Below are 24121 nucleotides of genomic sequence, written 5' to 3'. Positions count from 1 at the left end.
CGGCTTGAACAAAAGAGGTAAGAAGAAAAACGGTACTTAAACTTAAATAAGAAAATGAGAATTTCATAGAAAATATTGTTTCTTTTATATTAGAATAGGTATTTTTTAATGATTGCTAGAGTATTCTATAAAGAAGAAAATTCAAGGAGATACAAAAAATTTCATAAAATTAAAGTGATATCGAAATACGGTTGAAATTGATTCTATTTTTATGTTGTTTATTCGTTCAAAAAATTTTCTTAGGAATCTATACTTTCCTGTACTAGCGTAGTAGTATAAAAACCGTTTTGGTATTTCAATGAGGAAATTAATATGTCTAGAATTGCATTAATCACCGGCGCAACTGCCGGATTTGGTACAGCGATTTGCCGAACCTTAATTGACGCAGGTTATCGTGTCATTGGTACCGGTCGCCGAACCGAAAGGTTAACGCTTCTCCACGCAGAACTTGGCGAACAATTTCTTCCTCTTGCTTTTGATATTTCTGATCGCGAAAAAACGCAACAAGCCCTCCAATCCTTACCACCTGAATGGCAACATATTGATTTACTTGTGAATAATGCCGGTCTTGCGCTGGGTTTGGAAACTGCGGATCAAGCCAATTTGGATGATTGGGAAACCATGATCGACACCAACATCAAAGGGCTAGTCAATATCACCCATTTTGTTTTACCGCAAATGGTGGAGCGCAACAAAGGGCATATCATTAATTTGGGCTCCATTGCCGGCAATTATCCTTACCCGGGTGGTAACGTGTATGGCGGCACAAAAGCATTCGTCAAACAATTCAGCTTAAATTTACGTGCTGATCTCGCCGGTAAAAATATCCGTGTAACCAATGTAGAACCGGGGCTTTGTGGCGGTACGGAATTTTCTAACGTTCGTTTTAAAGGTGATGATAAACGGGCTGAAAAACTCTATGAAAACGTTCAATATGTGACACCACAAGATATTGCCAATATCGTGTTATGGCTCAACCAACAACCTGAATATGTCAATATTAACCGCATTGAAGTGATGCCAACCGCCCAAACCTTTGCCCCCTTGAATGTCACAAAAAATTCAAATTAATAAAAAAGGAAACACAATGTCAGAGACCTTATTAAATCCCTACTTCGGTGAATTTGGCGGTATGTATGTACCGGAAATTCTCGTACCGGTGCTTCAACAATTGGAAAAAGCTTTTGTTGAAGCCAAAGATGACCCTAAATTTCAGCAGGAATTCCAAGATTTACTTAAAAATTATGCGGGCAGACCCACTGCATTAACGCTTTGTCGTAATTTGACAAAAGGCACAAAAGCCAAAATTTATCTTAAACGTGAAGATCTTTTACATGGCGGTGCACATAAAACCAACCAAGTCCTCGGTCAAATTTTACTTGCAAAACGTATGGGGAAAACCCGTATCATTGCCGAAACCGGTGCCGGTCAGCACGGTGTAGCAACTGCTCTCGCCTGTGCAATGCTCGATATGCCCTGCCGTGTTTATATGGGTGCAAAAGATGTAGAACGCCAATCACCGAATGTATTTCGTATGCGTTTAATGGGTGCAGAAGTGATTCCTGTACAAAAAGGCTCTTGCTCTTTAAAAGATGCTTGTTGCGAAGCCATGCGTGATTGGTCTGCAAACTATGAGACCACCCACTACTTACTTGGCACGGCTGCCGGCCCTCACCCTTTCCCTACTATTGTCCGTGAATTCCAAAAAATGATTGGCGAAGAAACGAAACGCCAAATTATGGAAAAAGAAGGTCGCCTACCGGATGCGGTGATTGCCGCTGTTGGAGGTGGTTCTAATGCAATAGGAATGTTTACCGATTTTATTGATGAACCGAATGTGCGTTTGATCGGTGTAGAACCGGCAGGAAAAGGCATTGAAACAGGTGAACACGGTGCACCGTTAGGACATGCCAGAGTCGGTATTTATTTCGGTATGAAATCTCCTTTAATGCAAACGGAAGATGGTCAAGTAGAAGAATCTTACTCTATTTCCGCAGGGTTAGACTTCCCTTCTGTCGGCCCGCAACACGCTTATTTGCAAAGTATCGGGCGGGCGGAATACCCCTCCATTACCGATGACGAAGCTTTAAATGCCTTCCAAGAGCTCGCCAAGCATGAGGGTATCATTCCGGCGTTAGAAAGCTCACACGCCCTTGCGCAAGCACTCAAAATGATTCATCAAGAGCCTGATAAGGCACAGATTCTTGTGGTGAATTTATCCGGTCGTGGTGATAAAGATATTTTCACCGTGGACAAAATTTTAACTGAAAAAGGAATGAAATAATGAACCGTTTTAATCACCAATTTGCTGTACTCAACGCTAAAAATGAGGGGGCATTTGTTCCTTTTGTCACCCTATGTGATCCAACATTTGACCGCTCTTTTGAGATTATTTGCACGCTTGTTGAGAATGGTGCCGATGCCCTTGAGTTAGGTTTTCCTTTCTCTGATCCGCTTTTAGACGGCCCCGTCATTCAAGCGGCAAATAATCGAGCATTAACCGCAGGTCATAGCACGGAAGATAGCTTTAAATTGCTGGAAAAAGTGCGGTCAAAATACCCTGAGATTCCTATCAGTTTACTGCTTTGCGCCAATCTTATTTTTGCCAAAGGTCTGGATGAATTTTATCAACGCTGTGCTGAAGTAGGTGTCGATGCCGTATTGGTAGCGGATATTCCATTACTGGCGAAAGATGATTATATCGATGCAGCGAAAAAATACGGTATTCAACCTGTTTTCATCTGCCCACCAAATGCCGATGCCAAAACCATCCAAGGTGTGGCAGAAAACAGCGAAGGTTATACTTATTTGGTTTCTCGTGCCGGGGTCACCAGTGCAGAGAACCAAGCACATGCCAAAAATCTGGATTCTTTAGTAGAACAATTAAAAGCCCACAATGCCCCCCCTATTTTGCAAGGCTTCGGTATCGCTCAACCAAGCCAAGTGAAAGAAGCATTACAACTGGGGGCTGCCGGTGCAATTTCCGGATCTGCTACTGTGAAAATTATCGCCTCAAATTTAGATAATCACGCAAAATGCCTCGCAGAATTAGCTGAATTTGTAAAGACAATGAAAGCTGCTACAAGGTCAAGTGATTAGGTTCGATTTTTATAAAAAAGTGCGGTTAAATTTAACCGCATTTTTTTCTTTAAATCCGCCGAACCTGCCAGAAGGTTTTTGTCCAGTATGGGGTATTCATGGAAGTGTAAATCACGCCGCCTTTTGTAGAGGCATGGAGAAATTTATCGTCCTTCACATAAATTCCCACGTGATACCCGTTTGGGCCACGTCCCGTTTTAAAAAAGATCAAATCGCCGGTTTGAATTTCTTCTTTACGAACAAGTTTTCCGTATTTGGCTTGCTCTTTTGTCGTTCTAGGCAAAGAAATATTAAAGCGATCAAAAAAGGTCTTTTGTACAAAACCAGAACAATCAATTCCTTGACGGGATTGTCCGCCTAAAATATAAGGTGTACCGCCCCATTCATATTGCTGTTCACTTAACAAGGTAATCGCCATGATAGGATCATTAATTTTCCCTTTATAATTAATAGCATAATCTTCCCGCCCCGGATTTCCCGATGAACAAGCAAACAGCGATATTGTGGTAACGGCAAGGAATAATTTATTAATAGATTTCATTCTACATCTCTAACGAACAAAAAGTGCGCTTAAAAATAACCGCACTTTTTATTTATTATTTTGTCAATTTCGCTTTCTCTACTCTTGCACGTAATTTTTGTCCCGGCTTAAAAGCAACAACACGACGGGCTGAAACGGGGATGCTTTCTCCCGTTTTGGGATTACGTCCGGGGCGAGACGCCTTATCACGCAATTCAAAATTCCCGAATCCGGATAATTTGACATCATTACCGGATTCAAGAGAGAGGCGGATTTCTTCAAAGAAATTATCCACCAAACTCTTAGCCTCTTGTTTTTGCAAATGATATTTTGCAATTAAAAATTCGGTAATATCAATTTTCGTCAGTGTCATAACTTTATTCCCTTAATTCAGCGTTAAAACGTTGTTTAACCTCATCTAATATTGCAGAGATAACTTTATTGACTTCATCATCTTCTAAGGTTTTCTCATTGTCTTGAATAATTAGGCTGATAGCAAGGCTTTTTGCACCGCTTGGCACACCAATACCTTTATATACATCAAACAAATTCACTTGAATGAGTTTATCCCCCCCCGCTTGTTTGCAGGCCTCAATAATCTCTCCAGCGGCAATATCATCGGAAACCACCAAGGCTAAATCACGACGATTAGCCGGGAATTTTGAAATTTCTTTTGCTTGTACAACCGTGCGATTTGCTACGGCATTCCATAAAATTTCAAAAACCACAACATTGCCATTTAAGCCTAATTTTTGAGCAATAGAAGGGTGAAGCGTACCAATAAAACCAATTTCTTTTCCTTCTAATTCAATAGCTGCAGATTGTCCCGGGTGTAAGGCATCAAAGGTTTTTGCCACAAAACGTACCTTACTTGCGATGCCGGTTAGAGAAAGAAGACTCTCTAAATCACCTTTTAAATCAAAGAAATCAACGGTTTCTGCTTTTGTATTCCAACTTTCATTTTTCGCCGAACCTGTTATCACTGCACTGAGTACAAATTCTTGACGCACAGCAAATTCAGCATGGCTATCAGGAATAAAACGTAATCCCGTTTCAAACAAACGAACCCGATTTTGCTGACGGTTTTGATTATATAAGACTGCACTTAATAATCCGCTTAATAATGAGACCCGCATTGCCGACATTTCAGTTGAAATCGGGTTTGGTAAGACTAAGGCTTCTTGATGGGGATGGAGCAAGCCTTGAATTTTAGGATCAACAAAACTATAAGTGATCGCCTCTTGATAATCGGCATCCACAAGTGCGGTTTTAATTCGTGCTAAATCTAAATCCGCTTCCTTGTGTTCACGCATACGCAAATAGGCTAATGGCGCATGATTTGGAATACTGTTATAACCGTAGATACGCGCCACTTCTTCGATTAAATCTTCTTCAATTTCAATATCAAAACGCCAGCTTGTAGAGGTTACGGTCCATACATCATTAGCATATTGTACCGAAAAACCAAGACGACTAAAAATATCGGTTACCGTTTCGGTTTCAATAGGGTGTCCAAGTAAGCTATCTAGTTTCTCGCGACGAAGTTGAATGGTTTTTAATTTCGGCAAATATTCCTCATTCACCGCTTCACAGATTTCCCCGGCTTGCCCCCCACAAATTTCAAGTAACAATGCCGTTGCCCGCTCCATCGCATGACGGGCTAATTCAAAATCAACGCCCCGCTCAAAACGGTGTGAAGCATCGGTATGTAAGCCATATTGTCTTGCCCGACCGGCAATGGCGAGTGGGGCAAAAAAGGCGGCTTCTAAAATGACGTCTTTCGTTTCAGTGGTCACACCACTTGCTTGTCCGCCAAAGATGCCTGCCATCGCAAGTGGACCATTTTGGTCTGCAATCAGTAAGGTATTAGGCTGTAATTTTGCCGTTGTTCCATCCAACAATACCAATTCTTCCCCTTCTTTGGCAAAACGAACCTGTACCGGCTGTTTTACTTTCTCGGCATCAAAGGCATGCATTGGCTGACCCATCTCAAGCAAAATATAATTCGTAATATCCACAATCGGATCAATAGATCGAATACCGCAACGGCGTAATTTTTCTTGTAACCAAATTGGTGAGGTCACATTGATATCGACATTTTTTATCACGCGTAATAAATAACGAGGACAGGCTTCTTGTGCCACCACATCAATCTCAATTCTATCCGAAATCGTCGCAGGGACAGCCTCAAAGTGCGGTTGATTTACCGGAAGTTTGTTTACCACGCCGATTTCACGGGCAATACCTGCAATACTTAAACAATCTGCACGATTGGGCGTGAGACTAATTTCAATGCTTTGGTCATCTAAATTTAAATAATCCCGTAAATTTTTGCCAATAGGCGCATCAAGCGGTAATTCAATAATCCCTTCTGCTTCAACCGCTATGCCTAATTCAGAAAATGAACAAAGCATGCCTTCAGAGGGCTGTCCACGGAGTTTGGTTTTCTTAATTTTAAAATTACCCGGTAACACAGCCCCTTCCGTTGCACAAGCCACTTTTAATCCTTGGCGACAATTTGGTGCACCACAGACGATATCTAATAATCGCTCACCGCCCACATTGACTTTCGTCACCCGTAATTTATCGGCATCAGGGTGCTGGGCGCATTCCACCACTTCCCCAACCACAACACCAGTAAAATCACCGGCCACATTTTCGATGCTATCGACTTCTAACCCAAGCATTGTGATTTGCTCACTCAATTGTGCTGTTGAAATGCTTGGATTAACCCATTCTCTTACCCACTGTTCACTAAATTTCATTATGCTTTATCCTTTAAAATTCGTTGTTTTATCGCTATTGGAAAATCATTATTTAAATTGTTTTAAAAAACGTAAATCGTTTTCAAAGAAAGAACGCAAATCTGTGACGTTGTAGCGTAACATGGTTAAACGTTCTACCCCCATGCCCACCGCAAAGCCGGAATATTCATTAGGATCAATTCCTACATTGCGTAACACATTCGGATGAACCATTCCACAGCCTAACACTTCAAGCCATTTCCCATTTTTTCCCATCACATCCACTTCAGCCGAAGGCTCGGTAAAAGGGAAATAAGAAGGACGAAAACGCACTTGTAAATCTTCTTCAAAAAAGGCGCGTAAAAAATCATGCAATAAGCCTTTTAATTCCGTAAAGTTGGCTTTTTTATCCACATAGAGTAATTCAATTTGATGGAACATTGGAGTGTGGGTTTGATCATAATCATTACGATAAACACGCCCCGGTGCCATAATGCGAATCGGTGGCTGCATTTTTTCCATTGTCCGAATCTGCACTCCGGAAGTTTGTGTACGAAGTAATAATTCAGGATTAAACCAAAATGTATCATGATCTGCTCTGGCTGGATGGTGCTTTGGAATATTTAAGGCATCAAAATTGTAATAATCACTTTCAATTTCCGGTCCGTTTTCTACAGAAAAACCCAATTCAGAGAAGAACTGAGTGACACGATTAATAGTGATCGTAACAGGGTGTAATCCCCCTTTTTCGACTTTTCTTCCCGGTAAAGTTACATCCACCCGCTCTTTTTCTAATTTAGCATTAAGCTCGGCTTGTTCCCATTCTGATTTTTTGGCATTTAAAAAATCAAGTGCAGCTTGTTTTGCCTCATTAATTTTTGCCCCAATTGCCGGACGCTCTTCTGCCGCAACATTTCGAAGTTCTTGCATTAATTGAGTAAAATGACCTTTTTTACCAAAATATTCGACACGGATTTCATCTAATGCTGATAAACTTTTATTTTCGATTGTATCGATCGCCAATTTTGCTTTCTCTACAAGATCTTTCAGATGTTGCATAACTTTCCTCTGATTAATTTCTATGAGTTGAAAATGGGCTTAATGATAATACCAACGCACTAAAAAATCATCTTTTTATTTACATTTATCATAGGAATAAAATCTCTAAAAACTTGAGATATATCACAGTAATCTTAGAAAAATCTTTTAGAATAACAATAAACTTGTTGTCTCTAGGAGGTGATTATGTGGAAATCCGTTTCCCAAGTGTTGGCAGATCAATTTGGCGCTTATTATTCCATTAAGCAAAAAGAATGTGTCCACCGTGGAGAAATGCACGAAGCTTGGGTTATTAATGATGGAATTCAACCTGTTTTTGTCAAAGCCAATGAAAAATCCTACCGTTCAATGTTTCGGGCTGAAGCGGATCAACTTGAAATGTTACGAAAAACCACCGCACTTAACCTCCCTATGGTTTATGGGGTTGGCTGTTCACAAAACCAGAGCTTTTTACTTTTAGAATCACTCAATATCACACAACAATCTTCACTGACCGAGGAATTTGGTAATCAATTGGCTCGTTTGCATCAAATTTCCGGAACAAAATATTACGGATTGGATTTTGATACGTGGCTCGGACCAGTACATCAGCCGAATAAATGGCACGCCAATTGGGCAACATTCTTTAGCGAGCAACGCATAGGTTGGCAATTACAGTTATGTAAAGACAAAGGATTAGATTTTGGTGATATTAATCAGATTGTTCAAATTATTTCACAAAAACTGGCAAAACATAATCCAAAGCCTTCTCTTCTACATGGCAACCTGTGGATTGAAAATGTTTGTCTTGCGAATGATCAAACCTTTACTTATGATCCCGCCAGTTATTGGGGTGATAGAGAATGTGATCTTGCATTTACCGAGCTTTTTGAGCCCTTTCCCCAAAAATTCTATGAGAATTATGACCGCACTTTTGCATTAGATTGGGAAAAATATGAGGAAAGAAAACCGATCTATCAACTTTATTATCTATTAAATTTCAGCCATCGTTTCTTGGGTAATTATATTCATCTTACGCAAAAAATATTGTCCCAAATTATAGAAAACTAACTTAATGATAAAAAAATAGCATAACTATTCGTTATGCTATTTTTCATTTTATTCAACCAAAAAACTATTTTTGATAAAGCGGTGTTGGACCTTGCGTGCCGCCGTTTGTTTGACCTGCTTCTTGATGTAATTTTAATACTGAACCGGAAGCAGTGATCTCAACACGACGATTAGGACGTAAACAATCTTTCTCTTCTTTACTTGCATGACGGAAACCTTCACAAGCTTTCACTTGAGGGTTTTTACCGTAACCAATTGCTGTAATTTGAGCCACTACGCCATCTTCAATTAAACGGGCTTTAACACGGTTTGCACGACGTTGAGAAAGGTTCATATTATACGCATCTGAACCTAAACGGTCAGTATAACCTGCGACTTTAACCTCTTTCGCACCGGATGATTTTAACTGAGCAGCCACATTATCGACGACTTCTTTACCACGAGGTGTGAGAACATCTTTATCGAAATCAAATAAGAAATCACCACTTAATGTGTAAGCAAAGTTGCCATTACATCCGTTTGGATACCAAAAGAAGCTTTGTGCATTGTGGTTTTTATCGAATAAAATTTTGTATTGGCAAATTTTATGTACGCCGTTTTCACGATAGTTAAATGCGTAATCCCACTCTTCTACACCAAATAAGCCTTCAGAGAAATGTGGACGACCAATCAAATTATATAATTGATCTTTATTCATACCACGTTCGATCATACGAACGTTATCCCAATTTGGCCATGAACCAAATTGACTACCATCGTGGTTAAAACTGGAACGATCAATTTTAGGCCATACCAGTTGTGGAACTTGAACACCATCAACATCTTTATATTCAGGCATACCTTCCGGTGTAACTTTACTTAAATTACCACAGGCGGCAACCGTAGCAACAGCAACTGTTGATAATAAAATACGAGATAATTTCATGTTTTTTACCTTTTAACTGTTAAAATTCCCCTTACTTATCGGGAAAACACATAACTAAACTCTACAAATCTTACATTGGAAAACTACTAAAGTTTCAGGCGCTAATACTAATCTCAAAAGGTGCTTTTGTAAATATCAAACACTTCTAACGTCCTCAATTTTCAATATTTTTTTGTAAAGAAATGTAAATAAAAAATTTAGTGAATAAAATCTTGAGCATTTTTATGTATATAACGCTGAATCAGACTATCCATTCGTTCTTCCGCTTGTTGCCCTAACTTCTGCAATAATGGTTTTTTCACTTTATAGGTGATACCCACCACCGATTTTTCTTTCATCGCTTCAAGTAAAAGATCATCGCTGGTAGAAATTGCATCAACCAGTTGTAATTCCAATGCCTGCGAACCAAACCAATGCTCCCCGGTCGCCACCTTATCTACATCTAAGTGCGGTCGATTTTGCTGGACAAATTGCTTAAATAATTGATGGGTTTCTTCTAATTCTTGCTGAAATTTTTGCTTTCCTTTTTCCGTATTTTCACCTAAAACGGTCATCGTTCGCTTAAATTCTCCCGCAGTCATCACATCCACATCAACATCGTGTTTTTTCAATAATCGGTGAATATTTGGTATTTGAGCTACTACACCAATCGATCCCACAATAGCAAAAGGGGCTGCCACAATTTTATCCGCTACACACGCCATCATATAACCACCGCTTGCCGCCATTTTATCAACCGCCACAGTGAGCTTAATCCCTTTTTGTGTTAAACGGCTCAATTGAGAGGCTGCCAAACCATAGCCATGAACTACGCCACCCGGGCTTTCTAAACGTAATAACACCTCATCTTCAGGTTTCGCCACATTAAGAATGGCTGAAATTTCCTCACGAAGTGCGGTCGTTTGTGAGGCAGAAATATCTCCCTTAAAATCCAACACATAAATACAAGGTTTTGCTGTTTCCGCAACCTCACCTTTTTTTAATTTTGCCTTCACAGCCTTTGTTTTTTGCTTCTCTGCTTTCTTTTCTGCTTTTTCCAATTGTTTTAACTCTTCTTCCGACAAATGGAAATTACGCAAATGCTTTACAGTGTTTTCAAAATTTTCCGATAGATCCGTAATTACTAACTCTCCTTGCACACCGGCACGTTGCTGACGTGCAGAAATAATAAAAGCCGCGATCGCCGCAATGACCAGTAAAATGGTTAAAATCTCCAAAATAAAAATGCTGTAACCAACCAAAATATCCGACCACATAAATCATCTCCTCTCATTTAAAGTGGCACATTGTACTTTAACTCTCACATCAAGCCCTAACTTTTTATGGAAAATTTCATAAATCCCGTTTTTTAAGGGGGCTGACTATTTTTCATTCTGAAATAATCGTGTTTTTACTATATGTAAAAAATTCTAAAAGAAGCGAAAAACATATCAATTTATTCCCCTTTTTAAAAAAGGAAAAGCCCGCTAAAACAGCGGGCTTACTGCATAGTAATTCAATTTTCATATTATTGTTTCTATTACACTTTATATGTATAGACACTAATATAAACTTAGAAAAACCGACTTACAATGTCACATAATATTGAATTATGCTCTTTTGAAATCAATGTGAACCAATTTTGGTTTGAATGGGTGACGTTGCATTGCTTGCACTTTTACCGCCACTTCTTTGCCATCAATAACCAAAGTGATCACATCAGTGTAGAAAGAATCGTGAACTTGTGCGTTGTTTAATTCATCGTGGTTTAAGATAATTGAAACCGGTGCTTCGTTACCACCATAAACAATCGCAGGAATTTGACCGTTATGACGCAGACGGCGGCTCGCACCCGTACCTTGCGCTGTACGAACTTCAGCTTTAAATTTAAATGCCATTTTAGTGTTCTCTTTAAAATAAGATTAAAAAAACAAAAAATTGCAGGCGACCCAGCAATTTTCCTCATAACGCCTCTCTGAGAGACGTGCGAATTATAGAAGATTCGTTTCATCAAAGCAAACTTTTTCTAGGATATTCAAGCGGAAAAGATTAGAATACCCGCCATTTTCCCATTGAGAAAATTAAAATAGCAGGCGCAAATGGAATTTCTTATTAGTTTTTTTACCGATTACGGTTATTGGGCGGTACTTTTCGTTTTAATTATCTGTGGTTTTGGCGTGCCAATTCCTGAAGATATAACCCTTGTTTCAGGCGGAGTCATTGCCGGACTTTATCCCGAAAGCATTAATTCCCATGTGATGCTATTGGTCAGTATGTTTGGCGTACTTGCCGGTGATTCCTGTATGTATTGGCTCGGTCGCATTTATGGCACAAAAATTTTACGTTTTCGCCCAATGCGAAAAATCGTTACCTTAAAACGCCTGAAAATGGTGCGTGAAAAATTCACCCAATATGGTAATCGGGTGTTATTTATTGCCCGTTTTCTCCCCGGTTTACGTGCACCGATTTATATGGTTTCCGGAATTACGCGCCGTGTGACCTACGCCCGTTTTGTGTTCATTGATTTCTGTGCAGCAATTATTTCCGTGCCGATTTGGGTGTATCTTGGCGAATTTGGAGCGAAAAATTTAGATTGGTTGCACGAGCAAATTCAGAAAGGTCAAATGGTTATTTATGTCTTGGTTGCCGCCGTTGCCCTATTTGTGATTTGGAAATGGAAAAAATCGAAAAAACAAAATAATTAATCCATCAAAAAGTGCGGTCAAAAAATTGAATGAATTTTTGACCGCACTTTGTTTTAGCTACAGGTATACAAATAGCGTTCCACCTCCCCCCTCTTTAATAGATGCCTGCTCAAGAAGTATTTTGTAAAAAGATTAAAAATAATACTGTAAATTATGAATATCAAAGAATTACAAGAAAAATATAAAAATGCCCATTATCATATTTTAAATAAGAAATATAATGAAGCACTTGAAATTATTAATGAAGTATTAGAAGTTAAACCTAACGATCTTTCATTTTTGCTTTTTCAAGGATATGTATTTATTAATCTTGGTCAAATTGAATTGGCAGAGAAGTCTTTAAAAAAAGCAATCAAATTATATCCAAATAGTGCTGATGCACATTACCAACTGGGACGACTATATTTAGAAAAAAGGCAAGCGGATATAAGTCTTATTCATTATGAAAAAGCCTTTTTACTGGAAAAAACAATAGATCGTCATCTTACTTTTATTAACGTAAAACGTCTTGCCTCTAAAACAAGAGAAGAATGTGAAGCAACATTACAGTTGTTTAATGAGTTTATTTCTCAGTATTCAGAAATATGGCAGGCTTATTTTTATCGTAGCTTACTGCTGGAAAGAATGGGATTATATGATCTTGCTTTAACGGATTTTAATGAAGTTTTAAGTCATTATCCTAATAATGCTAATATTTTATTCTTAAAAGCGACATCCTTGCTCAGAAAAGGGAAATTTAAAGAGGGATTTGCTCTTTACGAAGAAAGAAAAAAATTAAACCTTAGTGCGGTAAAAACAAGTCTCCAATTACCAATATGGCGTGGAGAAAATATTCAAAAAAGTAAATTATTAGTCCTTGCCGAGCAAGGATTAGGCGATAATATACAGTTTGTACGCTACGCTGTAATGGCAAAAGAATTAGGTTTTGATGTTATTGTTGGAAATTTTCTACCATTAGAGGATTTATTAAGTTATAACTTGAAAAGATTCGGTATTGATATTGTTAAAAATAATAGCACAATAGATCTTGATGCAAAATATCAAGTTTCAATGATGAGCTTACCCTATTATTTAAATGCAACATTAGATAATATCCCTCTAAAAAAGGCTTATTTACAAGCGGAACCTGAATTTATAGAAAAATGGAAAAATAAATTCCCGATTAACAATAAATTAAAAATAGGTTTGGCTTGGCAAGGTTCTTTGACGAATGGAAGGGATCTAGAAAGAAGTATTCCGCTTGAAAAATTGACTTCCTTATTTAATTTAGATGCTGAATTTCATTGTTTACAAAAAGTGGTATCACAAAAAGATTTAGACTTTATTCAAAAACAACATAATTTAACGGCTTGGCATGATGATATTGTTGATTTTTCTGATACTGCCGCTTTAGTTGAAGAAATGGACTTAGTGATTAGTGTTGATACTTCAGTCGCCCATTTATCTGCCGCAATGGGAAAATTAACGTGGATAATGATTACCTATAATCCAGATTTCCGCTGGTTATTGGATAGAGAAAATAGTGTTTGGTATGAAAAAGTAAGATTGTTCCGACAAAATGAAGATTTGGAATGGGATTCTGTTATAAAGCGTGTTTATTTAGAATTATGTGATTTTTTTATTAAATAAATAAAAATGCTCTTATCGTTTTTTACTTCAAAAAGGTGAGTATACTATTTAGAAACACCACCTTTTTCTCATTAAGCAAATAATCTTTATCGCATATCTTATCTGTATGGAATCCTACCTGATAAACAACACCAAGTTTGTGCAATTTACCAAGATTTTTAACCGCACTTTTCAGTTAAGAACGAGCCGCTAAATAACGTTCTACCGTATCCACAATAGCTTGGGTTTGCGAATCGATTTCAATATTTACCACATCACCTATTTTGCGTTGTCCCATCAAGGTTCTTTGCAACGTTTCCGGAATTAAATTCACACAAAACTGATTGCCTTTCACTTCACCAATCGTCAGACTAATGCCGTCTACTGCCACGAAACCTTTAGTGAGAATATACTTCATCACCTCCGCATTCGGCAGCTCAAACCAAATTTGACGATTATTTTCTGTGGAAATAATGTCGGAAATGTGGGCTGTGCAATAAACGTGTCCCGATAAAATATGACCGCCAATTTCCGCTCCCATTTGCATGGCACGTTCAATATTAACGAAATCACCGGCTTTTAATGTACCTAAATTTGTAATCCGTAAGGTTTCCTGCATTAAATCAAAACTGACTAAATCATCATTAATCTCAGTCACCGTTAAACATACACCATTATTAGATACCGAGGCGCCAATTTCTAAATCTTTTCTCATTTCAGGTGGTAATTTTACGACCTGTGTTCTAAAATGCGCCTTTTCTGTAATTGAATGAATCGGGGCAATGCCCTGTACTATTCCTGTAAACATAAGTTTTCCTCAATAAAAATTTTACGTAGTATATCAAATTTATGAATTTTCGTCTTTTATCTCAATATCATATTAATATTAAGAAATTAATTAAAATTGCCACACCCATTTTGTTCGCTCAAATTGCACAAAACTCAATGGGGCTTGTGGATACCATTATGGCAGGGCGGGTGAGCTCCACGGATATGGCGGCCATTTCTGTCGGCGCTTCCATTTGGTTACCATTGGTTCTCTTCGGGCATGGTTTATTACTTGCCTTACCTCCAACTATTTCCTATTTAAACGGTTCCGGACAACGCCATCGCATCGCACATCAAGTTCGTCAGGGTATTTGGATCGCACTAGCAAGCAGTATTCCTCTTGGCTTATTGATTTATTACAGCGATTTTGTTTTGCAATTTATGCAAATGGAATCCCACATGGCGCAAATTTCTCGGGATTATTTACACGCCATGCTTTGGGGATTACCGGCTTATTTATTACTCGTTAATTTCCGTTGCTTAAATGACGGCATTGCCAAAACCAAACCGGCAATGGTAATCACTTTTATCGGGCTAATGCTTAACATTCCTCTCAACTATATTTTTATTTACGGTAAACTCGGCATACCGGCACTTGGTGCGGTGGGATGTGGTGTGGCAACCGCTATCGTAAACTGGTCGATGTGTTTAATGATGATAGGTTATTCCTACTTTAATCGCCAAGAACGTCAATTAAAAGTGTTCAGCCAACTGATTGAAAAGCCTAATCTCACAACATTAAAGAAACTCTTACAACTTGGCTTACCCATTGCTATCGCGCTTTGTTGTGAAGTGGCACTTTTTGCCCTTACCGCACTATTGCTTTCCCCACTTGGGGCAACCATTGTGGCGAGCCATCAAATTGCCTTAAACACCAGTTCCTTTATTTTTATGTTTCCAATGTCCATCGGTATGGCAACCACGATCCTCGTGGGGCAAGCCCTAGGCTCAGGTTCTCCTGAAAAAGCTAAAAATATCGCCTATGCTGCCTTAATTCTTGGTTTAACTATCACGCTTATTACCGCATTTATCACGATCTTCTTCCGCTATGAAATTGCCGCTATTTTTGTGACAGATGAAATCGTCATTAGTATGGCGACAGGCTTGCTCTTACTTGCTGCCATTTACCAATTTTCCGATACCATTCAAGTGGTGGTAAGCGGTGTGCTACGGGGTTATAAAGATACCCAAGTCATTCTCTATATCACCCTTTTTGCTTATTGGATCATTGGCGTACCATTAGGCTATACGCTTGCACGAACCAATTTGCTTATCCCAAATATTGGCGCTCAAGGTTTTTGGATCGCTTTTGTGGTATCCCTGACCTTTGCTGCGGTTTTACTATTCTATCGAATGAGAAAAATACAAAGTTTGAATCATGATGTGTTAATGGCTCGATTAGAAAAACTGAAATAGGTAATGGCTTTGCCTTCCGTTTATAGTTAAACATAGAGAGGATTAAACAAAAAGGGCGGTCATTTTTCATTGAGTTTTTACAACCGCCCTTCAATTCACGTCCTAAATGAAGGGAATAAAATTTTAGGTATTTTCTCCTAAGCTTGCCACCCTCAACGCTTTGGTCATCGTTTCAACATTTTCAGCCTGACAGATCGCAGAAATCAACGCCACACCATCCGCCCCCAATTCTCGTAAAGTGCGAACGTGTTCCCACTTCACCCCACCAATCGCCACAAAGGGCTTGGTGATACCGGCATTTCGTAATTCTTGCACAAACGCCATACCACGAGCTGGTTTCGCATTTTCTTTGGATTTGGTAGGGAAAATCGGTCCAATGCCAAAATAGTCAATCTCAGTCATCGCTTCGCCTATTTTGCCCTCTTCCAACGTTGTTACCGACCACCCCACGATCATCTCTTTCTTCGCTTTTGCTCGAATAACCTCCACCGCCATATCCGTCTGCCCAACGTGAACGCCGTCCGCCTCAAGCTCAAAGGCTAAATCCACATTATCATTCACGATAAAGGGGACGCCATATTCACGGCACATATCCCGACAAGCAATCGCTAAGGCTTTTTGCTCCTCTGGTGAATGCTCAAGGGAAAATTTGCCTTTATCCCGAAATTGGAAACAAGTAATGCCTCCCTCCAATGCTTGTTTCAACACAGAGAGTAAATTTTGTGCCTTATTCTCGCCCAAATGACGACAATCTTGCGTGCCAGCCACAAAATAGAGCGGTAGGATTTCTTGAATTTTTTGCATATTTTTTCCTTAATGTTCGTATTAGGTGGTGAACCAAAGGCTCACACACCTTACTTAAATTGACTATACGCCCAATGGTTGGTCGGCCCGTGTCCATGCCCGATATTGAGTGGGTGGCTAATCGCCGCCGTAATAAAATCTTTGGCAGTTTTAACCGCACTTTGCAACGTCTCCCCTTTCCCTAATTCCGCCGTTAAACAGGCAGAAAAGGTGCAACCTGTGCCGTGCGTATGCGGTGTGTGAAAGCGTGGGCTTTCCAGCACAAAATGGCTACCATCAGCGAGGAAAACCCAATCTTGGCACTGCTCACTTTCGGAATTATGCGAATGTCCACCTTTAATAATCACATTCTTCGCCCCTTGTTTTTGCAAAGCGTGGGCGGCTTGCTGAATAGTGGCTTCATTATGAATGTGAATGCTGGTTAAGGCTTCCGCTTCGGGTAAATTTGGGGTAATCACGTCCGCCAAAGGTAAGAGATAATTTGTTAAGGCAAAAATCGCTTGCTGTTGTAACAAAGGTGCACCACCTTTAGCAATCATTACAGGGTCAAGTATTAGCGTACCGAAAGGGCGAGTTTTCAAAAAATCCGCTACACATTCGATAATATCCGCCGTACCAAGCATACCGATTTTGGCACTGGCAATCTGGAAATCATTTTTGACCGCTTGTAGCTGTGCCTGAATGGTGGTAAGCGGAATGGTATGAATATCAAATACGCCTAGCGTATTTTGGGCGGTTACCGCAGTAAGCACCGATGTGCCAAACACGCCTCGCATTTGAAAGGTTTTCAAATCCGCTTGAATACCAGCCCCACCGCCACTGTCCGATCCTGCAATGGTAAGCACTTGAGCAACATTATTCATTGATACGCCCCTTCTGTGCGATTTTTTCAACATTTAAGGCAGAAAGTTCGTCCAATAGACGGATTTGGAATTGCCCCACTTGGGTGGTTAAGCCCTCAGCAGCAATTTCACCTGCAACGGTATAAGCCACGCACGCTTCAAGGGTAGCAGCAAAATGATCGCCAGAATCCACCGCTAAAAACGCACCACATATTGCACTAAATAAGCAACCCGATGCCGTCACTTTAGGAAAGAGTGGCGATCCATTATGCACCGTAGCCGTTTGTGTGCCATCGCTGATAACATCAACTTCTCCGCTAATCAGCACCACACAGCCATACTCTTTTGCTACACGTTGTGCAACGGATTTTAAATCCACATTCCCTTTGCCTGCATCAACCCCTTTCGCTTCCCAAACTTCACCTGCAATGGTTGCTATCTCACCTGCATTACCACGAATTAAGGTAAATTTAATTTCTGATAAGAGCTGACGAATTGTTTCTCGGCGATAGCTTGTCGCCCCCACGCCCACAGGATCAAGCACCACAGGAATGCCTTTTTCATTTGCCGTTTTTCCTGCCAACAACATTGATTTTTGCTCTTTGCCGTTTAATGTACCAATATTGATGACAAAGGCTTGGCTTAAATTTGGCATCTCTACCATTTCCTCCAAGCTATCCGACATTATAGGAGAAGCCCCCAAAGCCAATAGCCCATTAGCACTGAAATTCGCTGCAACAATGTTGGTAATATTGTGAATAAGTGGGTTTTGCTCACGAATTTTTGAAAGATAGATTGATTTCATAATGATCTCCTTGTTTGGTTAAGATGTTTGGTTAAGCTAAATCTAGCCCCATTTGCCAGAAATTAATTTCCATTCTGGTGGCTGTAGTGAAAATCTGCTGTAACTGAGTGAGTTGCGTTGGCGTACATTCTTGGCAAAATGCCGTCAGCACATGTGCCGTTTCTTTTGCCGCTTGTTGAAACTCTTCGCTCGCATAGGTATCAATCCACGATTGATACGGGTTGTCTGACAAGCGGGGATAATGGATGGTAATGTAACGTGCCGCCTCCACATAGCCCACTATACAAGGTGTAATCGCTGCGTAAAGTTCAGACAAGCCGCCTGTTATACCGCAATCCAAAACATAGCGAGTATAAGCAACGCACGCCGCACTTTCCTGCGTATTAAAAAGCTCCGCTTCGCTAATTCCCCACTGTTTACAATATGCCAGATGCAGTTGAATTTCGTGGTGTAATACCTCTAATGTTTTGCGAGGATAGTCCATTTCGGCAAAGTTTTTAGCCTTGAAAATCCCCAATGCAAAAGCTCGGCTGTAATGGAAAAGATAGAGATAATCTTGTTTCAAATAGTGTTGAAAACAGTGTTTCGGCAATGTGCCTTGTGCCAGTTGTTGCACAAATGGATGCTCGACATAGTGTTTCCAATAAGGTTGTGCCTTTTCAATAAATTGAATAATCATATTGCCTCCTATTTCAATTCCACCGCATAATCTTTCAAATCTGGTAAGGTTTTTACCAGCCCTTTTTGCTGTAAAAATTGTGCCATTTTCTGATAGCGATGAGGGTCTAATGCTCTCGGACGCAAGGCCAAACGAGGCAAGGTATCCTTCCACGCTAACTGATTAAGTGCCGTATTTAACTCATTCGGTTTATAGCTCACAAAGGCTTGCCACGCCTCATCTTGATGGTTTATTAAATAGACGGTGGCTTGCTCAAGAGCGGTCAAAAATGCAGAATATTTTGCAGAATTGGCTTTTTCTTTGTTGGCGAGCAAAATCAGCTCATCATAGGCTGGCACGCCAAACTCTTCAGGGTAAAATGCCAAGCCCTCTTGCTTTTTTAAATGTATTTGATTGAGTTCAAAATTGCGAAACGCCCCAATCACCGCATCAACTTGCCCCGTTAAAAGAGAAGGGGTTAGCGACCAATTCACATTCACCAGCTCTACATCGTTTTTGCTTAATTGTACGGAATTGAGCATTGTGTCTAGTAACACATCTTCAAAACCACTGATGGAATAGCCCACTTTTTTGCCTTTCAAATCTGCCAGCGTGTTAATGCCACTTTTCTTTAGCACTACCACACTATTTAATGGCGTTGAAACCAACGTGCCTACTCTCACAAGCGGTAATTTTTCTTCCACTTGTTGATAAAGTTGAGGCTGATAGCCAATGGCTAAATCCACTTGCCCTGCGGCGACCAATTTGGGCGGAAGAGAGGGGTCGGCAGGCTCAATAATGTCGACCTCCAAACCATTTTTCTCAAAAAAGCCCTTTTGCTGTGCCACAATAATGGCGGCGTGATCGGGGTTCACATACCAATCTAACAACAAACTGACCTTCTCTTTTGCAAGGGCGGAAAAGCTCCCCATTAGCCCAATAATCACAGCAAAATAATGAACGATTTTTTTCATTTTTGTCTCCTTTTATGATGAATAAACCCTGTTCCCCCAAGGGATAAATCGGCGTAATAGCCAATCCATTCCAAAATAAAGGCAAAGGGAAATGGCGATTAAAATCAGCAATGCGGCGAACATTAAATCCACCTGCATTCGGGCGTTAGCGTGGATCATCAAATAGCCCAAACCTTCTGACGATCCAACCCATTCTCCCACCACCGCCCCAATAGGGGCAACGGATATAGCGATACGAAGCCCTGAGGCAAAAGCAGGTAATGCCGCAGGCAAGCGGACTTTCAGTAATAAACGAAACGGTGAAATTTTGAAAGTATTTGCCAAATCAAGCCACGCTTGGGGGGTATTACGCAAGCCATCAAAGCAAGCGGCAGTAACGGGGAAGTAGATAATTAAAATCGACATCACAATTTTCGATGCCATTCCATAGCCAAACCAGAGCACCAATAACGGTGCGATAGCAAATACGGGAATGGCTTGGGAAATGACCAAAATGGGCAATAGCAATGCCGAAATTTTTTTCGAAAATGAGAGTAACAGAGCAGAAAATAAACCGAACAAGAAACCGAAAAACAGCCCTAATCCAATTTCCAACAAGGTGATACGGCTATGTTGCCAAAGCAAATCAGGGTGAGAAATAAGCTGTTTCCATACCGCTTGTGGAGTGGGCAAAATGTAGTGTGGAAAACTGCCAACCAGAATAATCAATTGCCACAGTAGCAACATCACAAGGCATATCAGCACGGGTTTGAACAATCGGATCATAACCTCCCCTCCGCAGATAATGCTTGCACTAATTGCTGTTGCAACGCCCACAAATCGGCATAATCGGTATGGTTAAACTCACGAGGGGCATTGCCTGTAGGGATAATTGGGGCAGAAAGTGTGGCAGGCTGCGATGGTTCAGCACGCATCACAAAAATGCGCTGGCTTAATCGCAAGGCTTCTTGCGGATCGTGGGTAACGAGTAGTACCGATTTTTCCTTTAATAATTCATACGCCAAATTTTGCAACTCATAACGGCTAATGGCATCAAGGGCGGAAAAAGGTTCATCAAGCAAAATAAGATCTGCATTTTGCATTAACGTACGAGCCAAAGCGACACGCTGGCGTTGCCCGCCTGAAAGTTGCGAACAGTTTTTGTGTAAATGCTCTGCCATTCCCACTTTTTCAAGCAACATTTTCGCCTGTTCGGTCGTTTTTGCAGATTTCTGCCCCAATAAGACCGCTTGCAATTGCACGTTATCCACCAATGAAAGCCACGGATAGAGCGTATCTTTTTGTGGCAACCACGCAAGGCGGATATTCGGCTCAAAAGTGATGCTTCCCTGTATTACGCCTTGTGTTTCAATACCTGCAATGAGCCGTAATAGGGTTGATTTCCCCACTCCCGATGTGCCAAGCATGCTAACCCAATCTTTTCGAGAAAGTGATAAATTAATCTCTTCAAAAAGTGTCTGATCACCGAACTTAAGGCTTAAATTCCGGACATAGACCATCATTAACCTCTCCGTTATTAACAAGAGGCTTTAATAGGTAAAAATGAAAAATAAAAAATGAAATGAGAAATGAAAGGGAATATGGTCATATTAGTTTCCTACGTCAGTGCTAACTGTTTCAGGTTCACGGGTATCATCTCAGCCACATATGGCACCCCGACTAAATTTGATGAGAGTCTATACTGCTCTCGAAGAAAAAACAAGCAAAAGTGCGGTTATTTTTCGCCAAATTTTATTTAATAGCAAATACAAATTATTCCTATTGAGCCAAACAATTATTTTCGGTTATACTCTGCCACCTCTTTTTTTTAAGACATTAATAACCTTAAGGAAAGCAACGATAAATTTTAAATATAGCATTATTTACACCGCACTTTTTACTGGTGTTTCTGCCTTAGCAGAAACACAGCAGCAGTCTGATGCTGAAATCGTATTAGATCAAATTACTGTCCAAGATACCGGAATTAAACAAAACGGTTATCAAACAACCGGTACCTCAGTCGTATCAAAAGCGGAAGTCCCTGTTTTTGATACCCCAAATACCGTCAATATTTTATCCACACAACTCTTAGAAGATAGCAAACCGGATTCCCTTATTGATGCCCTCTATAATGTCAGCGGTGTCAGCCAAGCCAACACCCTCGGTGGTATGTTTGATGCCATCCAAAAACGGGGCTTCGGGGGAAACCGTGATAATTCCATTATGCGTAATGGCTTGCAAGCAGGCCCTGCGAAAAACTTTAGTGCGACCACCGAAACCGTTGAAGTATTAAAAGGGCCGGCATCGGTGCTTTATGGCATTCAAGATCCCGGCGGCGTTGTGAATATCATTACTAAAAAACCGCAACAAACGCCTCAATATATTATTGGTGGCACCCTTGGAACCCATAATACTTGGGGAACCCAATTAGACTTTACCGGTGGTTTAGGCAATGGCTTTGCCTATCGCTTTATCTACGATAAACAAGAAAAAGATTATTGGCGTAATTTCGGCAAAATCAAAAATACCACTTATGCCCCATCACTTTCTTGGGAAAATGACACAACCAAAGTGCTCCTCTCTTATGAACATAAAGATATTCTTGAACCCTTTGATCGTGGCACAAATTTATTAACCGCCACCAATTCAGCCCCTGATATTCCTGTTACCCGTCGTTTAGATGAACCGAATAACGAAACCACCGCAAAAACCGATAATATTGATGTAAAAATTGAACATAAATTAAACGATCAGTGGAAATTAAATACCGCTTATAGCTATGCGCGCTATAAATATTTCTACAACCAAGCACGGATTACCAATATAAATGACACTGACACAGCGATTCCTGAAGAAAGAAATAAGCGTGGTGTTGTCACATCTCCTAGACTAGATGCGCATCATGCCCGCCGAGAAATTGAACAGCAACAAGGCGATCAACGGGTTCACAGCGGTACGGTAAATTTAGTCGGCGAATTTGGCATTGGAGATATCGCCAACCGCCTTGTGGTGGGCGTTGACGCCATGAGAAATATCCGTGAACTGGGTCCGATTTATAATAAAGGCATCACAGCATCAGATCTCAATATTGATCATCCGATTTACACGAATCCAATCGCATTACATAAAAATGGTAACGGCAATGCCTACCAATATAATTATCTGAAAACAATCGGGGTATATGTTCAGGATACGGCTTATTTCACCGATAATTTTATTGTGACCGGCGGTATGCGTTATGAGTATTTTGATCAATTTGCCGGCCGTCATTGTTTAGATGCGGCAAACTGTAGAGCGGGGCAAAACCTCACGAAAACAGGCAATACGGATCAACATGATGGAAAATTGCTCTACCAATTAGGCGCAGTTTATAAATTCACCCCAAACTTTGCCACCTTTGCCAACTATTCGGAATCCTTCCGTCCACAAACCAGCGTGGCAACCCCTATCAATGGCGATCTCAAACCGGAACAAGGAAAATCATTTGAGGTGGGCGCAAAATATGAAAACACCGATTTCAATGCAACACTTTCCCTCTTTGATATTAACAAACGCAATGTGGCAGAAGCCGTCGGGACTGGCGCTAATGCGGAATTAAATATTGTGGGAAAACAACGTTCCCGTGGTGTGGAGTTTGATTTAAACGGGCAGCTGACCGATAACCTCAGCATTGCCGCAAACTACACTTACACCAAAGTGAAATCCTTAGAAAATGAACACTATCCTAATGCAGTAGGCAAACAATTATCCAGTGTACCAAAACATCAAACCTCCCTTTTCCTCGCTTATAATGTAGGCGAATTTGATTTCGGTAATATCCGTGTTGGCGGCGGCGCGCGTTATTTAGGCTCTTGGTATGCTTATAACAATGCATATGAGAAGGCTTATAAATTACCTCATGCCGTTGTCTATGATGCGTTCATTGCTTATGATACGAAAATTTCCGGTAAAAAAGTGTCATTCCAACTCAATGGTAAAAACTTATCTGACAAAGTTTACTACCCTTCCACTTCGGGTAATGCAAGCAAGGCGCTCATTCCTGTTGCATTGGGCTATGGCCGTGAAGTGGTGCTTAATGCCAAAGTGGAATTTTAATCAGCGCATTAACCTCAGGGCGAAAGCATTT

23 protein-coding genes and 1 riboswitch are annotated in these 24121 nt (G+C 40.3%); of the genes, 8 read left to right on the top strand and 15 right to left on the bottom strand.

Annotated elements, in window-relative coordinates; translation table 11 throughout:
* Window positions 1-312: 312 nt before the first annotated feature.
* The 3 genes from BKK52_RS10105 to trpA are packed head-to-tail and all read left to right on the top strand — an operon-like array spanning window position 313 to window position 3099.
* Window positions 313-1071: an SDR family oxidoreductase gene (locus tag BKK52_RS10105; protein ID WP_077421380.1), complete on the top strand. Its 759-nt coding sequence runs from the start codon at window positions 313-315 to the stop codon at window positions 1069-1071.
* Window positions 1072-1087: 16 nt separating this feature from the next.
* Entirely contained in the window at window positions 1088-2284 is a 1197-nt protein-coding gene (trpB, locus tag BKK52_RS10100) for a tryptophan synthase subunit beta (RefSeq protein ID WP_077421379.1), read from the top strand.
* On the top strand, window positions 2284-3099 hold the full coding sequence (trpA, locus tag BKK52_RS10095) for a tryptophan synthase subunit alpha (RefSeq protein ID WP_077478600.1): 816 nt from the start codon (window positions 2284-2286) through the stop codon (window positions 3097-3099). Before trpB ends, trpA begins: the two co-directional genes overlap by 1 nt.
* 49 nt (window positions 3100-3148) lie before the next feature.
* On the opposite strand, the gene BKK52_RS10090 is transcribed toward trpA, so the two are convergent.
* From BKK52_RS10090 to pheS, 4 genes are read right to left on the bottom strand one after another with little or no spacing between them, the layout of a single operon-like run.
* The gene (locus BKK52_RS10090; protein ID WP_077421377.1) at window positions 3149-3640 is read right to left on the bottom strand and encodes a C40 family peptidase; all 492 of its coding nucleotides are present in this window, start codon (window positions 3638-3640) and stop codon (window positions 3149-3151) included.
* A 55-nt stretch (window positions 3641-3695) separates the two neighbouring features.
* Complete coding sequence (locus BKK52_RS10085) at window positions 3696-3992, bottom strand: integration host factor subunit alpha (protein ID WP_077421376.1); 297 nt, start codon at window positions 3990-3992, stop codon at window positions 3696-3698.
* Window positions 3993-3996: 4 nt separating this feature from the next.
* On the bottom strand, window positions 3997-6384 hold the full coding sequence (gene pheT, locus BKK52_RS10080; RefSeq protein WP_077478599.1) for a phenylalanine--tRNA ligase subunit beta: 2388 nt from the start codon (window positions 6382-6384) through the stop codon (window positions 3997-3999).
* A gap of 48 nt (window positions 6385-6432) precedes the next feature.
* The gene (pheS, locus tag BKK52_RS10075; RefSeq protein ID WP_077421374.1) at window positions 6433-7422 is read right to left on the bottom strand and encodes a phenylalanine--tRNA ligase subunit alpha; all 990 of its coding nucleotides are present in this window, start codon (window positions 7420-7422) and stop codon (window positions 6433-6435) included.
* 186 nt (window positions 7423-7608) lie between these two features.
* Between pheS and BKK52_RS10070 the strand changes: the two genes are divergently transcribed.
* A complete protein-coding gene (locus BKK52_RS10070; protein WP_077421373.1) occupies window positions 7609-8472 on the top strand; it encodes a fructosamine kinase family protein in 864 nt (287 codons plus the stop codon).
* A 64-nt stretch (window positions 8473-8536) separates the two neighbouring features.
* On the opposite strand, the gene BKK52_RS10065 is transcribed toward BKK52_RS10070, so the two are convergent.
* The 3 genes from BKK52_RS10065 to rplY all read right to left on the bottom strand — a co-directional run bounded on the left by BKK52_RS10065 (window position 8537) and on the right by rplY (window position 11274).
* A complete protein-coding gene (locus BKK52_RS10065; protein ID WP_077421372.1) occupies window positions 8537-9397 on the bottom strand; it encodes an OmpA family protein in 861 nt (286 codons plus the stop codon).
* A gap of 197 nt (window positions 9398-9594) precedes the next feature.
* Window positions 9595-10653 (bottom strand): protease SohB, encoded by a 1059-nt coding sequence (gene sohB / locus BKK52_RS10060; RefSeq protein ID WP_077421078.1) that lies wholly within the window; start codon window positions 10651-10653, stop codon window positions 9595-9597.
* 333 nt (window positions 10654-10986) lie between these two features.
* Window positions 10987-11274, bottom strand: a complete 288-nt coding sequence (rplY, locus tag BKK52_RS10055; protein WP_077421079.1) for a 50S ribosomal protein L25 — start codon at window positions 11272-11274, stop codon at window positions 10987-10989.
* A 201-nt stretch (window positions 11275-11475) separates the two neighbouring features.
* Here rplY and BKK52_RS10050 point away from each other — a divergent pair, with 201 nt between their 5' ends.
* Window positions 11476-12081: a DedA family protein gene (locus tag BKK52_RS10050; protein WP_077421080.1), complete on the top strand. Its 606-nt coding sequence runs from the start codon at window positions 11476-11478 to the stop codon at window positions 12079-12081.
* Window positions 12082-12234: 153 nt separating this feature from the next.
* Window positions 12235-13710: a tetratricopeptide repeat protein gene (locus tag BKK52_RS10045; protein ID WP_077478598.1), complete on the top strand. Its 1476-nt coding sequence runs from the start codon at window positions 12235-12237 to the stop codon at window positions 13708-13710.
* A gap of 175 nt (window positions 13711-13885) precedes the next feature.
* On the opposite strand, the gene BKK52_RS10040 is transcribed toward BKK52_RS10045, so the two are convergent.
* Entirely contained in the window at window positions 13886-14497 is a 612-nt protein-coding gene (locus tag BKK52_RS10040) for a riboflavin synthase subunit alpha (RefSeq protein ID WP_077421451.1), read from the bottom strand.
* A gap of 41 nt (window positions 14498-14538) precedes the next feature.
* Here BKK52_RS10040 and BKK52_RS10035 point away from each other — a divergent pair, with 41 nt between their 5' ends.
* Window positions 14539-15933, top strand: a complete 1395-nt coding sequence (locus BKK52_RS10035) for an MATE family efflux transporter (RefSeq protein ID WP_077474564.1) — start codon at window positions 14539-14541, stop codon at window positions 15931-15933.
* Between the two features lie 123 nt (window positions 15934-16056).
* Here BKK52_RS10035 and thiE read toward each other — a convergent pair whose 3' ends face one another.
* Genes thiE through BKK52_RS10000 form a run of 7 tightly spaced genes read right to left on the bottom strand, consistent with a single transcriptional unit; the run spans window position 16057 to window position 21515 of the window.
* Entirely contained in the window at window positions 16057-16737 is a 681-nt protein-coding gene (gene thiE, locus BKK52_RS10030; protein ID WP_077474565.1) for a thiamine phosphate synthase, read from the bottom strand.
* Between the two features lie 50 nt (window positions 16738-16787).
* Complete coding sequence (gene thiD / locus BKK52_RS10025; RefSeq protein ID WP_077474566.1) at window positions 16788-17600, bottom strand: bifunctional hydroxymethylpyrimidine kinase/phosphomethylpyrimidine kinase; 813 nt, start codon at window positions 17598-17600, stop codon at window positions 16788-16790.
* A complete protein-coding gene (gene thiM / locus BKK52_RS10020) occupies window positions 17593-18384 on the bottom strand; it encodes a hydroxyethylthiazole kinase (protein ID WP_077478597.1) in 792 nt (263 codons plus the stop codon). Before thiM ends, thiD begins: the two co-directional genes overlap by 8 nt.
* Before the next feature lie 31 nt (window positions 18385-18415).
* Window positions 18416-19063, bottom strand: coding sequence for a thiaminase II (tenA, locus tag BKK52_RS10015; protein WP_077478596.1), 648 nt, complete (start codon window positions 19061-19063; stop codon window positions 18416-18418).
* Between the two features lie 8 nt (window positions 19064-19071).
* On the bottom strand, window positions 19072-20016 hold the full coding sequence (locus BKK52_RS10010) for an ABC transporter substrate-binding protein (protein WP_077478595.1): 945 nt from the start codon (window positions 20014-20016) through the stop codon (window positions 19072-19074).
* A gap of 12 nt (window positions 20017-20028) precedes the next feature.
* A complete protein-coding gene (locus tag BKK52_RS10005) occupies window positions 20029-20781 on the bottom strand; it encodes an ABC transporter permease (RefSeq protein WP_077421444.1) in 753 nt (250 codons plus the stop codon).
* Window positions 20778-21515 carry an ABC transporter ATP-binding protein gene (locus tag BKK52_RS10000; RefSeq protein WP_077421453.1) on the bottom strand — a complete coding sequence of 246 codons (738 nt, stop codon included), beginning with the start codon at window positions 21513-21515 and terminating at the stop codon, window positions 20778-20780. The genes BKK52_RS10005 and BKK52_RS10000 overlap by 4 nt, the downstream gene beginning before the upstream one ends.
* A gap of 78 nt (window positions 21516-21593) precedes the next feature.
* Window positions 21594-21684: riboswitch (TPP riboswitch) on the bottom strand.
* A 171-nt stretch (window positions 21685-21855) separates the two neighbouring features.
* Between BKK52_RS10000 and BKK52_RS09995 the strand changes: the two genes are divergently transcribed.
* A complete protein-coding gene (locus BKK52_RS09995; protein WP_077478601.1) occupies window positions 21856-24090 on the top strand; it encodes a TonB-dependent siderophore receptor in 2235 nt (744 codons plus the stop codon).
* Window positions 24091-24121: the final 31 nt, after the last annotated feature.

The organism is Rodentibacter trehalosifermentans (genome assembly GCF_002000545.1).
Classification (GTDB): Bacteria; Pseudomonadota; Gammaproteobacteria; order Enterobacterales; family Pasteurellaceae; genus Rodentibacter; species Rodentibacter trehalosifermentans.
This window is presented reverse-complemented; position numbering and strand designations above follow the sequence as displayed.

Coding starts and splice junctions, on each gene's coding strand:
- BKK52_RS10105 (WP_077421380.1), top strand. CDS start 313: ATGTCTAGAATTGCATTAATCACCGGCGCAACTGCCGGATTTGGTACA.
- trpB (WP_077421379.1), top strand. CDS start 1,088: ATGTCAGAGACCTTATTAAATCCCTACTTCGGTGAATTTGGCGGTATG.
- trpA (WP_077478600.1), top strand. CDS start 2,284: ATGAACCGTTTTAATCACCAATTTGCTGTACTCAACGCTAAAAATGAG.
- BKK52_RS10090 (WP_077421377.1), bottom strand. CDS start 3,640: ATGAAATCTATTAATAAATTATTCCTTGCCGTTACCACAATATCGCTG.
- BKK52_RS10085 (WP_077421376.1), bottom strand. CDS start 3,992: ATGACACTGACGAAAATTGATATTACCGAATTTTTAATTGCAAAATAT.
- pheT (WP_077478599.1), bottom strand. CDS start 6,384: ATGAAATTTAGTGAACAGTGGGTAAGAGAATGGGTTAATCCAAGCATT.
- pheS (WP_077421374.1), bottom strand. CDS start 7,422: ATGCAACATCTGAAAGATCTTGTAGAGAAAGCAAAATTGGCGATCGAT.
- BKK52_RS10070 (WP_077421373.1), top strand. CDS start 7,609: ATGTGGAAATCCGTTTCCCAAGTGTTGGCAGATCAATTTGGCGCTTAT.
- BKK52_RS10065 (WP_077421372.1), bottom strand. CDS start 9,397: ATGAAATTATCTCGTATTTTATTATCAACAGTTGCTGTTGCTACGGTT.
- sohB (WP_077421078.1), bottom strand. CDS start 10,653: ATGTGGTCGGATATTTTGGTTGGTTACAGCATTTTTATTTTGGAGATT.
- rplY (WP_077421079.1), bottom strand. CDS start 11,274: ATGGCATTTAAATTTAAAGCTGAAGTTCGTACAGCGCAAGGTACGGGT.
- BKK52_RS10050 (WP_077421080.1), top strand. CDS start 11,476: ATGGAATTTCTTATTAGTTTTTTTACCGATTACGGTTATTGGGCGGTA.
- BKK52_RS10045 (WP_077478598.1), top strand. CDS start 12,235: ATGAATATCAAAGAATTACAAGAAAAATATAAAAATGCCCATTATCAT.
- BKK52_RS10040 (WP_077421451.1), bottom strand. CDS start 14,497: ATGTTTACAGGAATAGTACAGGGCATTGCCCCGATTCATTCAATTACA.
- BKK52_RS10035 (WP_077474564.1), top strand. CDS start 14,539: ATGAATTTTCGTCTTTTATCTCAATATCATATTAATATTAAGAAATTA.
- thiE (WP_077474565.1), bottom strand. CDS start 16,737: ATGCAAAAAATTCAAGAAATCCTACCGCTCTATTTTGTGGCTGGCACG.
- thiD (WP_077474566.1), bottom strand. CDS start 17,600: ATGAATAATGTTGCTCAAGTGCTTACCATTGCAGGATCGGACAGTGGC.
- thiM (WP_077478597.1), bottom strand. CDS start 18,384: ATGAAATCAATCTATCTTTCAAAAATTCGTGAGCAAAACCCACTTATT.
- tenA (WP_077478596.1), bottom strand. CDS start 19,063: ATGATTATTCAATTTATTGAAAAGGCACAACCTTATTGGAAACACTAT.
- BKK52_RS10010 (WP_077478595.1), bottom strand. CDS start 20,016: ATGAAAAAAATCGTTCATTATTTTGCTGTGATTATTGGGCTAATGGGG.
- BKK52_RS10005 (WP_077421444.1), bottom strand. CDS start 20,781: ATGATCCGATTGTTCAAACCCGTGCTGATATGCCTTGTGATGTTGCTA.
- BKK52_RS10000 (WP_077421453.1), bottom strand. CDS start 21,515: ATGGTCTATGTCCGGAATTTAAGCCTTAAGTTCGGTGATCAGACACTT.